This is a genomic window from Niallia circulans NBRC 13626, assembly GCF_001591585.1.
In the GTDB taxonomy this organism is placed as follows: domain Bacteria; phylum Bacillota; class Bacilli; order Bacillales; family Cytobacillaceae; genus Niallia; species Niallia circulans.
Map to the genome: position 1 here is coordinate 140673 of NZ_BCVE01000007.1, position 15606 is coordinate 156278.

Genomic DNA, 15606 nt, shown 5'->3' on the forward strand with positions numbered 1-15606 from the left:
AAGATTACAAGATATGAGAAAAATATACAACCGTGAGAATAAATATTTTGCTCTATGGAGAAGACTTCATTCTATTTGATTTATTGCCTGCTTAGAAACAAAAACTAATAAAAGTTAGAGAGGTAAACGTATGAATCAACAACCATTCTTCCCTACCTTCATCGAAAGCTACTTTATTGCCTTAGGGGTTATTTTAGGAGGCGCACTTTTAGGTGGACTTGCTGCATTTCTAACCGGAAAACCACTCCTTACTGAAATCATACGCATTTCTGGAATCATCAAAATTTGGGCGATTGTTACAGCGATTGGCGGGACCTTTGATGCTATTGATACGATTGAAAAAGGAATCTATGATGCTGGCACAAAAGACCTATTCAAACAAATCTTATTAATCGTTTCTGCTTTCGGAGGAGCTCATACAGGCATTACAATTATTAAGTGGATTACACAGGAGTATATATAAATGAGAATTCCACCATATTATAAAAATCAGGCTGTACAACGTTTTTTTGCCGGAATGGTTATCGGTGGAGTAATCAGTTGGTGTATTTTTGTCTTTATTTTTGGTGTATGGCAGGAACGATATAGCTCGGAAATTAAAACACAAAAAGCAACTATTGAGGATTTAGAAAGAGAGAAAAAAATATGGCAAGAGGAATTTGCTGCACAAAATAAAACGACCGAAGAAAAGCTGACAGTGGAGGATATCGTTGTAAAGATAAACAATACAGATAAAGAAAAATATGATATTAAACCCTTTAATGCCTTAGAAATGGAAGATGCCATTAAAGAAGATTTATCGACCATTATTGCAAAAGACCTCGATATGGTCTATAAAAGTCGCGCACTGTTAAAAAAGTCGATTGAAAACAAAGTAGTTGTTTCCGATAAAAAGCGTTATAAATTTAAAGTAACAGAGTTGATTATTTATACAACGGTTCATGTCGAATTAAGAGTCACCTTTGGCGATTAAAAAGAGGTGCAATCCATTATAACGTAACGGATTGCACCCTTTTTCTTTCTTGTTGAATAATTAAGCCATAAGAAAACTACCTTATTTACAAACTGCTTCTAAATCCTTCACTACTTTACAGGCATCCTCCCATTGATAAATGGTTGCGCCTGAGGCCATTGGATGTCCTCCACCATTATATTTTTTTGCAATTCCATTAATAACTGGTCCTTTTGAACGCAATCTTACACGAATTTGATCTGCTTCTTCAATAAAAAAGACCCATGCTTTTAAACCTTTTACACTCCCTAGACTGCTAACAAGTAACGATGCCTCTGCAGGAGTTGCCTGAAATTGAGCTAATATTTCCTTATTGAGCTTCATACTTGCTACTCCATTTGCATGAACTTGAAAATTTTGCAGAACATAGCCACTCAGCTTGACAATATGGGGATCGAGTTCATACATTTGGTCATACATTTCTGTGCGCGAAAAAGAATATTTGATTAATTCTCCGGCATAAAGAAATGTTTTTTCCGATGTACTTGGATATAGAAATCTCCCAGTATCTCCAACAATTCCCGCATATAGCAGCCTTGCAGCCTCATCACTCATCTTTAGCCCCTGATCTTCTCCAAACAAATAAAACTCATAGATCAACTCACTTGTCGAACTAGCTGCAGTCTCTACCCAAACTATATCGCCATATGCATCATCATTTGGATGATGGTCGATCTTTATTAGCATTTTCCCAGTCAGATAGCGCTGGTCACATACTCTTTCTTGATTAGCTGTATCACATACAATGACCAGCGCATCAGCATAGGTGCTGTCATCAATGACATCGAGTCTTCGTAAAAAGTTTAAGGAAGCTTCTTCTTTTCCTACCGTATAGACGTTTTTATCGGGATAAGAAGTTTTTATAATTTCTGCTAATCCACCTTGCGATCCATATGCATCTGGATCTGGACGGACATGTCTATGAATAATGATAGTATTAAAGGCTCTTATCGCATCTAGTATTTTCTGTTTCATTTATTTCTCCTTTCATTAATGACGATCGATTAATTGACACATCATCATCGCTTTTCCAACAAGTACTCCGTGGTTAAAAACTTCTACATCGACTTTCCCAAATTTTCGTCCAACTTCTAAAATTTTGGGAACTATTTCAATAACACTATCCATTTGAACTGGCTTGATAAAATAGATGGTCATATTTTCGACAACTAAATCACCTTTTTTAAACCATCTAAGTACTCTGTTCGCCGCTTCGGAAACAATCGTTGTAAACACCCCATAAGATATGGTCCCTAAGTGATTCGTCATCTGCGGAGTTACTTCACAGGAAAAGGCTGTTTCCCCTTTGTTTTTTCCTTTAGTCAACAAGACATGCTTTGTGACAATATCATCAATCGTTTCGCCAATTTGAGGCTGTCTTTGGTTCATTTGCAGCGCTTTTAATACATCTTGTCTACTAATAATCCCTTCTAGCTTGTTTGCTTCATCTACAACTGGCAAGACTTCAATTCCTTCCCATACCATCATATGCGAACAAGAAGCAACACTTGTTTTGCCACTAACCGTCATTGGGTGTTTTGTCATGACTTTATCGATCGTCATATCCATCGATTTTCCAATGATATCCTTTGATGTAATCATCCCTTGTACTTTTAAACTATGATCCACTACTGGGAACCGACCGTGTAACGTTTCTTTATTATATTTATGCCACAAAGCAACATCATCCGTTGTCTTTAAGTAAATCGTTTCTTTAAGCGGTGTTAAAATATCTTCTACTAAAACAATTTCTTTTTTTATGAGCTGATCATAGATTGCCCGGTTTATCATCGTTGCAACAGTAAATGTATCATAGCTTGTTGAAATAATCGGGAGCTGCAAATCGTCTGCTAAACGTTTCACATGTTCCTCTGTATCGAAGCCACCTGTAATTAAAACCGCAGCACCAGCTTTTAATACATGTTCATGTGCCCGCACACGGTTCCCTATAATCAAGAGATTTCCAGGACCTGTATAACGCATCATTGCATCTAATTTCATTGCCCCAATAACAAAACGATTTAAGGTTTTATGTAAACCAGCTCTCCCACCAAGAACTTGTCCATCCACAATATTAACTACTTCTGCATAGGTTAACTTCTCAATATTTTCTTTCTTCTTTCGTTCAATTCTAATTGTACCAACTCTTTCAATGGTACTTACATACCCTTTATTCTCTGCTTCTTTTATCGCTCTATAAGCTGTTCCTTCACTTACATTTAATGCTTTCGCAATTTGTCGAACAGAAATCTTTTCTCCTACTTGTAATTCATCAATATAATTTAATATTTGCTCATGTTTTGTAGCCAAATTACCACCCTCTTTTAAGAAAAGCACACTGCTTCTCGCAGACAAACTTAGAAAATTCTATTGGTTAAACTCTCTCGTTTGTTCTATGCGAAAACTGCCTGTACTAGACATTTTCATACCATTTATTTCTATTTATTACAATTTATCCATCTATGTTTCAATAGTTTTCGGCTAACTATTAATTTCTTTCATTTAAAGCTGCCTTCTTTAATATCTATGATTTCCCTAGGTAAAAAATCTATTGAAAAAAGCTTGTATATCTTTATTATAGAGTGAACTACTAGGGTATTCAATGAATTCTCTGTTAATCGCCATTAAAACATTCAGTCATTTTGTTTTTTGAGTGGAGTATGTCTTTTGTGGACATCTTTATTTCTTTAAAAAAATCTGATTGGTATTAAAATATTACATGCTAAAAGGGCTGGAAGAAAATAATTCCAGCCGTAAATAAATCGAACCACATTATACGGATATCGGCAATAAAGACCCGCATAATCATTTACCAGCATACGGACCCTTATTTATTGATAACGGGAGATAGATTTTCGTTTTAGTTCTATCTCTCTCCTCTTTTCATCTTATTGGTAATAATAGATTTTCTTCTTTTTCTGTGCTTTACTATAGGACCTTTTGGCTGGTCGTGGTTTTTTAGGGGTATATAGTAATGCAGTTAAATTTCCCGCTACTACCATTAAGGCAAAGGCTAGCCATGTAACCGAAAATATTCCTTCAGCCCCGTTACTGAAGGGAGAAAGTCTTGGCATTCCATAATATAAAAGGACACCACATAATAATATACATAGTAAATATCTATTCTTATTCATAGTCGCTAAAACCTCCTTGATACTATCCTATGCGGACAAGGACAAAAAAAGTATTTAAAAATTAGCTAAAGCATCTGATCACACAGAAAGTTTCGTAAGTCTAAATATTTACATACACGATTTATGTTGATAATCTTATAGGATAAGAATAATATTTAACTGGTCCTACAATATAAGGAAATGGAAAAAAGTATAGACTTGTTAAGAAACACTTGGAGGTAGGTTGAATTGGAAAAAAAAATAGCGTCTCTAGCAAATTGGATGAAGCAGGAAGAAATTGATTTCACTTTTTTAACTTCTACAGATAATATTTTCTATTTTAGCGGATTCTATAGTGATCCACATGAAAGATTATTGGCTTTGATTGTCTTCCCAGAAAACGATCCGATATTAGTTTGTCCTGCAATGGAAACAAATGATGCTAAAAATGCCGGGTGGAGCTATGATATCATCGGCTATAGTGATACAGAAAATCCATGGGAGGCTATTCAAAGTATGGTTCAAAGCCGTACAAACCGTACAACAAAAGTAGCTCTTGAAATAGATCACATGAATGTGGCAAGATATCAGGCACTTCAAACGTCATTTCCAAACATTGAAGGATATGTTTCAGCAGAAGAAAAAATTAATACTTTGCGCATGATAAAAACATCAGATGAATTAGCTAAGATAAAAGAAGCTTGTAAATGGGCTGATTTCGCTATAGAAGTAGGCTGTAATGAAATAGCAGAAGGCAAATCTGAAATGGAAATTCTAGCTGCAATTGAATATGAATTGAAGAAAAAAGGAATTGGTAAGATGTCCTTTTCAACCATGGTTTTAACTGGTGTGAACGGCGCTTCCCCTCATGGTAATCCAGGAGAGACAAAAATCAAAAAAGGAGACCTAGTATTATTTGACTTAGGGGTTGTTGTTGATGGATATTGTTCCGATATAACCAGAACAGTGGCATTTGGCGACATTAATGATAAGCAAAAGGATATTTATGATACAGTTTTAAAAGCTCAGCTTACAGCGATTGAAGCCTCTAAGCCAGGCGTTTCTTGTGCTACTGTTGATCTAGCTGCTCGAAACACAATAAGAGAAGCAGGTTATGGCGAGTTTTTCCCTCACCGTTTAGGGCATGGATTAGGGATTAGTGTTCATGAATTCCCTTCCTTAACTGAAACAAATTCCCTAGTTTTACAAGAAGGTATGGTATATACAATCGAGCCGGGAATTTATGTACCGAATGTTGCAGGAGTTCGGATAGAAGATGATGTTTATGTTACAAAAGATGGAGTGGAGATTTTAACTAAATTTCCGAAAGAGCTTCAAATTATTCAATAAATGGTAAACAAGAAAATCCGCCTGTTTTTTAATATCTGTCATGCTGATGTTAACCACAAACCTGTTTTCTAAATAACCCCAACGATAATTCGGAGTTTCCCCTAGCATCTCCGTATAATCGTTGGGGTTTATATGTGATTGAAATACTCATGCCCCCAAAAAAACGAATCTATTATCTTCTCTTTTAATGTACTTGCACCTAAATTTATATTTTACATAAGATACCTAAACTTAAAAAGGAATAAATGGGGGAGAAGAGAATGGTTAAATATGTAGATTATACAGATCCAAAAATCCAATACCATTTTGATGTAAATAAAAGTAATTTTTTCACAAGAGATAGTCATAACTATATTAATGTTTTAGGAGAACAACAGTTAAATTCGTTAGAGAATGTGTCATTGCTAGATATCTATTTAAGCAGAGATATTGTAGTTGAACCACATATTCACCAAAATGCGGCAGAGCTCGTATACTGCATTTCCGGTTCTGCTACTGTTTCACTATTAAATCCTTTTACAAAAAAAATCCTAAACTATACCATTACGCCTGGCCAAGTAGCTAATGTTCCCCAAGGCTGGTGGCATTATGAAATCGCAAATACAAATAAGACACATTTATTAGCTATATTCAATGCACCTACACCTGAAGCAATCTTTGGCTCTGATTTACTTCGTCTAACTCCTTCAGACTTAATGGCACATACTTATTCATTGGATCTTCATAAGTGGAAATCCACCATCTCTCCCATTAATAAAACAACAATTCTTGGCCCAGTGATTAGTAGAAATAGTTCTAGTCAAAATTATTATGCAGACGCCCCTTATCCTCAGCCTATCTACCAGCCTTACTACATTCCAAGAAATTACTAACAAGTTGAGTGCAGATGATGGATTAAAAATTAGGGCAGTTATTTATTTAAAAAGGACGATTTGTTTTGCAACAGTACTCACAGGCTGAATGGTATATATTGCTTTCCACCAGGAGAGCGTTGAGGGAGGTTCAGCCTCCTCCATTCAGCCGCAGGTCATAGTAACTTAAAACTAGTTTATCTTAAATGATAGGTGGAATTAGTTATTATTCGCCTATCATTTAAGGCTCAGGCTCTTCCTACAGTCTTTTTTGTTTAGTCCTTTATTTGTTTCTGCTCTTTATCCAAGAAGGCATCAACCGCACCGTCGTTATAGGATTCCATCACTTGGGCAGTTACTTCTTCGCTTCCTTTTTCATCAAATTGAAAATCATTCTGTATACTTTCATTTTGTTTGTGCATCTCTATTCCTTCCTTTCTTATTTTTCCCCCTATTATTTGATTGAAAAGTTAAACTTATGCATGAATTGGGTATATAATAGAAGTAGATAAACTTAAGGAGTGAATGCTTATGAACGTAAACTATCAAAACATTATTGTGGCAGTAGATGGTTCTGACGAGGCTGATAACGCTATAAAGAAAGCGATTTCAATCGCAAAAGAAAATAATGCTAGGCTTGTCATTGCCCATGTTATTGATACGAGATCTTTTGCAACAGTAGCTGCGTACGATCAATCCATTGCAGCTAAATCAGATGAATTCGCTAATGAGCTCTTAGATAAATATATTGTTCAAGCAACTGCAGCAGGAATTGAGAATGTTGTAAAGGCAATTGAATTCGGTTCTCCAAGAGCAGTAGTTCCTCGAGAAATTGCGACAAAGTACAAAGCTGATTTAATTGTGTGTGGAGCGACAGGTTTAAATGCCGTTGAGAGATTTATTATCGGCAGTGTCTCTGAAGGAATTACCAGAAATGCTCCTTGTGATGTTTTAATTGTTAGAAGCAGTGATCAATAGAAATAAAAAGAAGAAAGTTCTATTATTGAAAGCAGTGTTTGCAATCAAATAATAGAATTTTCTTCTTTTACTTCACTTCTTCTTTTTCCAAAACGCAAAGCTTTGCTTTTTCAATCGCCTGCTTTATTTGGGTAAATCCAGTTCCGCCAGCACTATTTCGTCTTTCAACTGCCGTTCTGGGATTCAATACATGGTAGATATCCTGTTCAAATAAGCTGCTCGCCGCTTGTAGTTCTGTAATACTTAAATCCTGCAAATAACATTTTTTATTCACACAGTATAGAACCAATTTCCCTACTACTTCATGTGCCTCTCTGAATGGCATCCCTTTTTCTGATAAATAATCAGCTAATTCTGTAGCATTAGAAAAGTCATTTTTCGTGGCATTTTCCATTCCTTGCTCATTAACCTTCATTGTTTGAATCATACCAGCAAAAATGCGCAAAGAGCCAACCACCGTTTTTACGGTATCAAACATCCCTTCTTTATCTTCCTGCATATCTTTATTGTATGCTAAAGGCAAACCTTTCAATACAGTTAACAAGCCCATTAAATTTCCATAAACCCGTCCGGTTTTTCCTCGGATTAATTCAGCCATATCTGGATTTTTCTTTTGGGGCATAATGCTGCTTCCCGTGGAAAAACTATCGTCTAATTCAATAAATTTAAATTCTTGAGAAGACCAAAGAATAATTTCTTCACTAAAGCGCGATAGATGCATCATTAAAATAGAACTAGTCGATAGAAATTCTAGAATAAAGTCACGATCGCTTACTGCATCCATACTATTTTCATAAATGGAATCAAAGCCAAGTAAGTCAGCACTATAGGAACGATCAATAGGAAAGGTTGTTCCTGCTAAAGCACCTGCACCTAGTGGTGATACATTAATTCTCGTTACATTTTCCTGATATCGCTGTTTGTCTCTTTCAAACATCCAGAAATACGCCATTAAATGATGCGCAAAAGAGATAGGCTGGGCACGCTGAAGATGTGTATAACCAGGCATTACTGTTTCAATATGATGCTCTGCCTTTTCCAGCAACGAGCTTTGCAGCTCATTCAATAATTGGATAATTTGTTTCACTTGTTTTCGCAGGTAAAGATGCATATCTGTTGCAACCTGATCATTTCTACTTCTACCAGTATGGAGCTTCCCACCTACAGGACCAATTAAATCCGTTAATTTACTTTCTAAATTAAGATGGATATCTTCTAGTTTTACAGAAAAAGATAATTCATCCTTTTCTGCTTGCTTTTTTAGAGTAAGTAATCCATTTTTGATTTTCTCTGCCTCTGCTACTGACAATATCCCTGTCTTAGAGAGCATTTCCACATGGGCAATGCTCCCTTCTATATCTTCTAACACTAGTTCTTGATCAAAGGAAATGGACGCCCCAAATTCATCTACCCATTCCTCGGCAGATTTTGTAAATCTGCCTCCCCATAACTTCTTCACACAGACACCTTCTTGTCGTTTTCCACAATGCTTTGAACCTTTGTAGGAAGTCCCCAAAGTTTAATGAAGCCAACCGCTGCTGCATGATCAAACTCATCGTCGGAAGTATACGTAGCAAGTTTTTCATCATATAAAGAATACGGTGATTTTCTTCCTTCTACAATCGCATGCCCTTTAAATAGTTTCACGCGAACCGTTCCTGTCACGTTTTTCTGGGTTTCTTGCAAGAAAGCTTGCAATGCTTTTGTAATTGGAGAGAACCAAAGTCCCTCATAAATAACTTCTGTGATTTTCTTTTCGATAACTGGTTTAAAATGAGCTACTTCTTTTACAAGCGTAATATCTTCTAATTCTTTATGTGCTTTCATCAATGTTAAAGCACCTGGACATTCATACACTTCTCTTGATTTAATTCCTACTAATCTATTTTCTACATGATCGATTCTACCCACACCATGTTTTCCAGCGATCTTATTTAACTCAAGAATTAGCGCAGATAAAGAATAAGTAATACCATCTATGCTGACAGGAACACCTTCCTTAAATTCAATTTCAATAATATCTGCTTGATCAGGAGCATTTTCGAGACTTACCGTTAAGTCATACGCTTCTTCTGGAGGGGCAGCCCAAGGATCTTCTAAAATTCCACATTCATTGCTTCTTCCCCATAGATTTTGGTCTATAGAAAATGGACTATCCAAGTTAACCGGGATGGGAATATTTTTTTCTTTTGCATAAGCAATTTCTTCTTCACGAGACCATCCCCACTCACGGACTGGTGCTAATACTTTTAAATTAGGATTTAATGCTTGGATAGATACTTCAAAACGCACTTGGTCATTTCCTTTTCCCGTACATCCATGTGCGACCGCAACAGCATTTTCTTTTTCTGCAACTTCTACTAATTTTTTGGAAATTAAAGGTCTTGATAATGCAGAAACAAGGGGATACTTTCCTTCATAAAGGGTATGTGCCTGCATAGCAGTAAGTGCAAAATCCTGTGCGAATTCTTCTTTTGCATCGATGACATAAGATTGAACTGCACCAACCGAAAGTGCTTTTTGTTGTATAAAGTTCAAATCCTTTCCTTCACCAACATCTAAGCAGCAAGCTACTACATCATAACCTTGATCCTGTAACCATTTTATTGCTACAGATGTATCTAATCCTCCTGAATATGCTAAGACTACTTTTGGATTTGCCATTACCTAATTCCTCCTATATTCGAATAAATATTCATTTATTTATATTTTTATTCAAAAACTATATGTATCACTTTAACAACTTTCCCTAATAATTTCAATAGAATTTTTATAAAAATTTAAATAATTTTATTTTTATACACACAAAAAGATAGGAATCTCAGTATACATCCTATTAATAAACTAACTATTTGTATCTATAAAAATAAACTTAATCTTTTATGCATTATTTTATACATTTCATTAGTAGATAAATTCTATTTTTATATATAAAAATAGGTCAACCCTTTTCTTTACTTGAAAAGTTATTGACCTTTTTATTATTATTTATGCAATTCGCTGACGACATGACTTAATTCAGGAAGGATTAATTTGTTCATCGCAAGCCGTACAGCACCTGTAGATCCTGGAGTACAAAAAATGACCGTATTATTAATCGTTCCAGCAATCGCTCTTGATAATATAGCACTAGAGCCTATATCTTCTGTATAGCTTAACATTCGAAACAGTTCTCCAAATCCATCTAATTCTTTTGTTAGGAGAGGTTTAATGGCTTCGATGGTAATATCCCTGGGTGAAATTCCTGTCCCTCCATTTAAGAGAATACAATTAATTTCAGCTGATTGTACCCCCGTCATTATTTCGTGTACAATTTGTTCTTTCTCATCCCTTACGATGACATACTTTTGTATAGAATGGTTTTCCTGTTCTAACAGATCAATCATCAATTTACCGCTTTTATCATTTTCCTCAGATCTTGTATCACTAACGGTTATCACTTTACAGCCAACCTGTAAGTATTGATGCTTCGTATGGATTTGTTTATTCATATTCCCCACTCTTTCGCTCGTTTTCTTTCTCCACTGTAAAATATGCTTTATGTGCCTTATCCAATAATAACGTGGCTTTGTCGCGTGTAAATAAATGAAGGCGATGCATTGGTCTTGTCATTGCAACATATAAAAGCTTTAAATCTATTTCTTCTTGGGAAAAAGACTCATTTAACGTAAAAAGAAGAACTGCGTCAAATTCCAGTCCCTTGGAAAGGTAGCTTGGTACTATAATTAAATATTTCTTTTCAAGCTCTTCATTTTCTTGAAGAAATTGGACATTAGGCACTTTTCTTTTTTGCATCTCTTTCAATATTGCTCTACATTCTTCCTCTGTTTTACCAATAATAGCAATGGAGTGATAACCGTCATTATGCAGTCGATCTGCTACTTGAATCATTCTGTCAATCAATTCTTGTTTTTGCTCATATAAATGAACAGTCGGTTTTTCTCCATGGCGGACAACTGGTTTCACTTTGGGCAAATCTTCATTGACTAAATGCAAAATTTCATTTGCCAAAAACATAATTTCAATCGTAGTCCGGTAGCTTTTTTGCAAGGTCATATAATTCGCGCGCGGAAAAATAGTTTGCTGTAATGTCTGCCAGTTCTGTAATCCCCGATAGGAGTGAATCCCTTGTGCTAAATCTCCAACAAGGGTAAACATATCTGTTTCTAGTCCTGCTTTTAAGGCATATAGCTGAAATTCGCTATAATCCTGCACTTCATCAATGACAATATTCTTCGCTCGATATTCTTTATCTATGCCAAATATTTTATACTGCAAATAAAATAATGCCCCTAAGTCCTCGATTTCCACTTTCTTTTGTTTTAATATCTTTCGCTGGAAGGCAATCAAATAATCTAATTGCTTTTCTGTTAGCGAATCTTCCGTATATTTTCTAAGGAGCTCCTTATCCGCAAATAATCTGGAATAATACTCATATAAATCGGTTGTCTCCATTGTCTTCATATATCTTCTAACAGCAGTTGAAGCTTCTTTTTTTACAGTTGCTATTCTTTCTGCCTTCGTGTCTAGAAAATAGACAACTTTCTCTTTCCGCTTTGAATCTTCTTTTATCTTTAAGGCACGATCTAATGCATCTTCATACTTATCTTCCAACTTACTTAAAATTATTTTCTTTTTCCGTTTTAAATCAGCTTGTAAGATTCCCTTTATTTTCTCCTTCCGTTTGATTAAGGGAAGATAATCGTATTCCTTCTTAAATAAACGCTCCAGTTTCTTTGCTCCATATAACGGGAATTTTTCTACCCGAAAATCTTCTTTTGGACTCATTTCATTACATATATCCACTAAATATTTATCCATTACCTTTTTATATTCTAAAGATCCTTTATAACGGGAAAGCCACTTAACCAGTTCTTCTTGTTTGTTCTTATGATTTATAAATGTTAGTAATTTCTTATTTGACTGAATTACTTTCATTTTCTTTCCAATGCATAGTAAAACATAATCTAGGAATGTCGTTTGACGAATCTTCTCTACTCCCAAATCAGGCAGCGCTTGTGCAATATAACCGATGAACATATTATTTGGCGCAATAATCATTAATTGCTCAGGCTGAAAATATTTTGCATAGTTATAGATAAAATAGGATATTCGGTGTAAAGCAATAGTGGTCTTTCCACTTCCGGCCGCTCCTTGGACAATGATTGGCCGATTTAGATCTGCTCGAATTATTTCATTTTGTTCAGCTTGAATAGTTGAAATGATCTCTGTTAGTCGCTGGTCTGCTTTTCCAGCAAGAGATTGCTGCAATAATTCATCTGTTGTAGTTAAATCAATATCCTGATAATGAAGGAGCTCTCCTTTTTCAATTTTAAATTGTCTTTTTAATGATAAATGCCCTTCAATCGTTTCTTCATTCACTTCGTATGAAACTTCGCCCAATCGTCCATCGTAATAGACATTTGCAATTGGTGAACGCCAGTCTACAATTATTGGTTTTTGTGTGTCCTTTTCAAAAAGCGAAGTTTTTCCTAAATAATAGACATTCTTTTGGGATTTCCCTTTCATTTGATAATCAATCCGCGCAAAATAGGGAGTATCTAAAATACGTTTTAAAATACTTAACTCGGTTGTTGCAAGCTGTAAAAACTTACTATTCGTTAAATAGTTGATATAACTCAAACTACTGTCAAGCGCCTCTTCATTGCTTATGGATTCTCGCACATTTTCCTGTAATGTCCCTTGATTGATCTGCGCCTCATGCAAAACAATATTCATATAATTTTTCGTATATTCAAGTCTTTCCCTTTCCTGTTCCCATTCGTCTAATGAAAAGTCTTCCATAGTTTCCCCTTTCTCCATTTATAAGAAAATTTCCATCCGCACCTTTTTGGTCCCGGTTGCTACACTTATCTTAAAGACGGATAAATTCCATCTCGTTTACTTAGTAAATAGCTTTTTTGATAAAAATGATGTGCCAATTCCGTCATCTCTTTCGTAAAATGGTAATTCGCCGCTGCTCCTATTATGGTACCAGCCATACTCGATTTCCTTTTAAAAAATAAGATAAATGAAAGCTTTATCAGCTCACTTAATAAAGAGTGCAGCATCTTTTCCTGAACTATTTCATCCTTTCCATCATAAAAGAAACCTTGCTGTTCTTTCTCCAATTCATCCATTAGCTCATTCCATGCTTCTTTTCGCTGCTCATGCGGTAAACACCCTGCACAGAAAACTTTCAATGCTGTCATGATTTCATTGGGACTATCAGCTGGTCTCCCATATAGCGAAGCAAGAACCTGAACGGATCGAAGATTAATAATAAGCATCGAGAGAAAATCGCCCATGAAAAAACCAGTATGCTTCGAAGCCAAAGCCCCTTGGGCCGAGGCAAGCATCCTGTAATGAGCCATTTGTTTTTCTGCAATGGATTGTAATTGGTCTATACTCAATTTTGTCATATCTCTTAAAGTGAAGATTGATTCATTATGTACTCTTGCCTGCTGCATAATTTTTTGAGCGGTGTTTCGTTGAAATGTGGAATTAATTAAGATGGCATGAAGATGGAATAAGATATTATTAAGTGATCGTACAATTTTTTGTTTTTGCCATTCAGGTAAATAGGATAAGCCAGTATCTATGTAATCAGAATAAAGATGGAGAATTTTGATTGATCGTTCACTTTTCCGTTCATTTTCCCATTGCTCTAATTTATCCAAATAATAAGCTTCAGCTTTTGTAAGCATTTAATCCCCCCTGAATAATAAGAATCATTCCTTATTTTACTAAAAGAAGCCAATAAAAGACAATATATTTATCCATTCAAGTAGTATTCCTTTTTTAATAGGAAAAAGACAATCTTTCTCGTACATTATGCTACGAAAAAGATTGTCTTCTAATTTTTCATCCTAGACCTTTGTACGCTTAACTTAAATACCAGCTAATCTACAAACGTCTCTTGCAATCATTACTTCTTCATTTGTTGGGATTACCATTACTTTTACTGGAGAATGTGGATAGTTAATGAATGACTCTTCACCAGAGATTTTATTCAATGTTGGATCCCAATAAACTCCCATAAATTCAAGCCCTTGAAGAACTCTAGCACGAACAATTTCACTGTTCTCACCAATACCAGCAGTAAAAATAATTGCGTCTACACCGTTCATTCCAGATGCATATGATCCAATGTATTTATGGATGTTATCTGCAAAAATTCTCAATGCAAGTTCCGCACGATCGTTGCCTTCTTTTGCTTGCTCTGTAATATCACGTAAATCACTGGAGAAACCAGAGATTCCTAAAAGACCACTCTTCTTATTTAATACTTGTAATACTTCATCAGCAGATTGATCTGTTTTTTCCATGATAAACGGAATTAACGCAGGGTCAATATTACCAGAACGAGTTCCCATTGTAACACCTGCAAGAGGAGTGAATCCCATTGAAGTATCAACAGACTTTCCACCTTCAATAGCTGCAATACTAGCACCATTTCCTAGGTGACATGAAATTAAGCGTAATTGGTCAATAGGACGGCCTAATAATTCAGCAGCACGTTGAGACACGTATTTATGGCTTGTACCATGGAAACCATATTTACGAATTCCATATTGCTCATAATATTCATATGGAAGGCTGTATAAATAAGATTTTTCCGGCATTGTTTGATGGAATGCTGTATCAAATACTGCTACAGCCGGAACATTTGGCAATACATGTTGGAATGCACGAATACCAGTTAAGTTAGCTGGATTGTGTAAAGGTGCTAATTCAGATAAAGTATCAATTTTACCAATTACATCATCTGTAATTACTGCAGAATCAGCAAATTCTTCTCCGCCGTGAACAACACGATGGCCAATTCCTTCGATTTCATCTAAAGATGCGATAATGCCTAATTCTGTTAATTTGCCTAAAAGAATCTTAACAGCGACATCATGATCAGGAATTTCTGTAACTTCCTTGATTTTTTCTCCGTTGACAGAGATATTAAATACAGCATCAGTTAATCCAATGCGCTCTATTAAACCTTTTGTAATTACTTCTTCACTTGGCATTTCGAACAATTGAAACTTTAGTGAAGAACTACCAGCATTAATCGCAATTATTTTTGCCATAAAATGATTTACTCCCCTTTTGTATAACAACTTTTTATTTACTTTGCCTGACATTGAACAGATCGAATCATACAACAGACAAGATTTACTTCTTTCAGTTTTTCATTAAAACATTCTACTAGAAACATTTCAAGCACATTATGCCCAGTTATTCATTTTTTTTTAGATTTTCGTCGATTTTTCGAAAAAAAGACAAATTTGCGCCGATTATCTTCTATATA

General features: G+C 35.4%; 15 protein-coding genes. 5 read left to right on the plus strand and 10 right to left on the minus strand.

Annotated features, from left to right (window positions below):
* Positions 1–130 precede the first annotated feature (130 nt).
* Together ytrH and ytrI are read left to right on the plus strand one after the other, a co-directional pair.
* The gene (gene ytrH, locus BCI01S_RS11170) at positions 131–463 is read left to right on the plus strand and encodes a sporulation membrane protein YtrH (RefSeq protein ID WP_016202788.1); all 333 of its coding nucleotides are present in this window, start codon (positions 131–133) and stop codon (positions 461–463) included.
* Positions 464–973, plus strand: coding sequence for a sporulation membrane protein YtrI (ytrI, locus tag BCI01S_RS11175; RefSeq protein ID WP_047941855.1), 510 nt, complete (start codon positions 464–466; stop codon positions 971–973).
* 81 nt (positions 974–1054) lie between these two features.
* On the opposite strand, the gene BCI01S_RS11180 is transcribed toward ytrI, so the two are convergent.
* The 3 genes from BCI01S_RS11180 to BCI01S_RS11190 form a co-directional block, all read right to left on the minus strand.
* Positions 1055–1987, minus strand: coding sequence for a DHH family phosphoesterase (locus BCI01S_RS11180; protein ID WP_061798728.1), 933 nt, complete (start codon positions 1985–1987; stop codon positions 1055–1057).
* A gap of 15 nt (positions 1988–2002) precedes the next feature.
* Positions 2003–3322: a CBS domain-containing protein gene (locus BCI01S_RS11185; RefSeq protein WP_061798730.1), complete on the minus strand. Its 1320-nt coding sequence runs from the start codon at positions 3320–3322 to the stop codon at positions 2003–2005.
* A gap of 578 nt (positions 3323–3900) precedes the next feature.
* A complete protein-coding gene (locus BCI01S_RS11190; RefSeq protein ID WP_047941852.1) occupies positions 3901–4146 on the minus strand; it encodes a hypothetical protein in 246 nt (81 codons plus the stop codon).
* Between the two features lie 228 nt (positions 4147–4374).
* Between BCI01S_RS11190 and BCI01S_RS11195 the strand changes: the two genes are divergently transcribed.
* Together BCI01S_RS11195 and BCI01S_RS11200 are read left to right on the plus strand one after the other, a co-directional pair.
* The gene (locus BCI01S_RS11195; protein WP_082810047.1) at positions 4375–5475 is read left to right on the plus strand and encodes a M24 family metallopeptidase; all 1101 of its coding nucleotides are present in this window, start codon (positions 4375–4377) and stop codon (positions 5473–5475) included.
* Positions 5476–5735: 260 nt separating this feature from the next.
* Complete coding sequence (locus tag BCI01S_RS11200; RefSeq protein ID WP_061798732.1) at positions 5736–6347, plus strand: cupin domain-containing protein; 612 nt, start codon at positions 5736–5738, stop codon at positions 6345–6347.
* A 254-nt stretch (positions 6348–6601) separates the two neighbouring features.
* Here the strand turns inward: BCI01S_RS11200 and BCI01S_RS25250 are convergent, their stop codons facing one another.
* Positions 6602–6748: a hypothetical protein gene (locus tag BCI01S_RS25250; RefSeq protein ID WP_156485418.1), complete on the minus strand. Its 147-nt coding sequence runs from the start codon at positions 6746–6748 to the stop codon at positions 6602–6604.
* A gap of 109 nt (positions 6749–6857) precedes the next feature.
* Here BCI01S_RS25250 and BCI01S_RS11205 point away from each other — a divergent pair, with 109 nt between their 5' ends.
* Positions 6858–7304: a universal stress protein gene (locus BCI01S_RS11205; protein ID WP_047941850.1), complete on the plus strand. Its 447-nt coding sequence runs from the start codon at positions 6858–6860 to the stop codon at positions 7302–7304.
* A 67-nt stretch (positions 7305–7371) separates the two neighbouring features.
* Here BCI01S_RS11205 and argH read toward each other — a convergent pair whose 3' ends face one another.
* From argH to BCI01S_RS11235, 6 genes are all read right to left on the minus strand, one after another.
* Positions 7372–8763: an argininosuccinate lyase gene (gene argH, locus BCI01S_RS11210; RefSeq protein ID WP_061798734.1), complete on the minus strand. Its 1392-nt coding sequence runs from the start codon at positions 8761–8763 to the stop codon at positions 7372–7374.
* Positions 8760–9968 carry an argininosuccinate synthase gene (locus BCI01S_RS11215; RefSeq protein WP_047941848.1) on the minus strand — a complete coding sequence of 403 codons (1209 nt, stop codon included), beginning with the start codon at positions 9966–9968 and terminating at the stop codon, positions 8760–8762. Before BCI01S_RS11215 ends, argH begins: the two co-directional genes overlap by 4 nt.
* 320 nt (positions 9969–10288) lie before the next feature.
* Entirely contained in the window at positions 10289–10795 is a 507-nt protein-coding gene (locus BCI01S_RS11220) for a MogA/MoaB family molybdenum cofactor biosynthesis protein (protein WP_047941847.1), read from the minus strand.
* Positions 10788–13109, minus strand: a complete 2322-nt coding sequence (helD, locus tag BCI01S_RS11225; RefSeq protein WP_047942139.1) for an RNA polymerase recycling motor HelD — start codon at positions 13107–13109, stop codon at positions 10788–10790. Before helD ends, BCI01S_RS11220 begins: the two co-directional genes overlap by 8 nt.
* A 65-nt stretch (positions 13110–13174) precedes the next feature.
* Positions 13175–14011 carry an EcsC family protein gene (locus BCI01S_RS11230; protein WP_047941846.1) on the minus strand — a complete coding sequence of 279 codons (837 nt, stop codon included), beginning with the start codon at positions 14009–14011 and terminating at the stop codon, positions 13175–13177.
* Between the two features lie 183 nt (positions 14012–14194).
* Entirely contained in the window at positions 14195–15385 is a 1191-nt protein-coding gene (locus tag BCI01S_RS11235; protein WP_047941845.1) for an acetate kinase, read from the minus strand.
* Positions 15386–15606: the final 221 nt, after the last annotated feature.

Bases quoted from the DNA above. Each gene is read 5' to 3' on its own strand.
- BCI01S_RS11235 (WP_047941845.1), bottom strand. From the start codon at position 15,385: ATGGCAAAAATAATTGCGATTAATGCTGGTAGTTCTTCACTAAAGTTT.
- BCI01S_RS11230 (WP_047941846.1), bottom strand. From the start codon at position 14,011: ATGCTTACAAAAGCTGAAGCTTATTATTTGGATAAATTAGAGCAATGG.
- BCI01S_RS11215 (WP_047941848.1), bottom strand. From the start codon at position 9,968: ATGGCAAATCCAAAAGTAGTCTTAGCATATTCAGGAGGATTAGATACA.
- ytrH (WP_016202788.1), top strand. From the start codon at position 131: ATGAATCAACAACCATTCTTCCCTACCTTCATCGAAAGCTACTTTATT.
- BCI01S_RS25250 (WP_156485418.1), bottom strand. From the start codon at position 6,748: ATGCACAAACAAAATGAAAGTATACAGAATGATTTTCAATTTGATGAA.
- BCI01S_RS11180 (WP_061798728.1), bottom strand. From the start codon at position 1,987: ATGAAACAGAAAATACTAGATGCGATAAGAGCCTTTAATACTATCATT.
- BCI01S_RS11200 (WP_061798732.1), top strand. From the start codon at position 5,736: ATGGTTAAATATGTAGATTATACAGATCCAAAAATCCAATACCATTTT.
- BCI01S_RS11205 (WP_047941850.1), top strand. From the start codon at position 6,858: ATGAACGTAAACTATCAAAACATTATTGTGGCAGTAGATGGTTCTGAC.
- ytrI (WP_047941855.1), top strand. From the start codon at position 464: ATGAGAATTCCACCATATTATAAAAATCAGGCTGTACAACGTTTTTTT.
- helD (WP_047942139.1), bottom strand. From the start codon at position 13,109: ATGGAAGACTTTTCATTAGACGAATGGGAACAGGAAAGGGAAAGACTT.
- BCI01S_RS11220 (WP_047941847.1), bottom strand. From the start codon at position 10,795: ATGAATAAACAAATCCATACGAAGCATCAATACTTACAGGTTGGCTGT.
- BCI01S_RS11190 (WP_047941852.1), bottom strand. From the start codon at position 4,146: ATGAATAAGAATAGATATTTACTATGTATATTATTATGTGGTGTCCTT.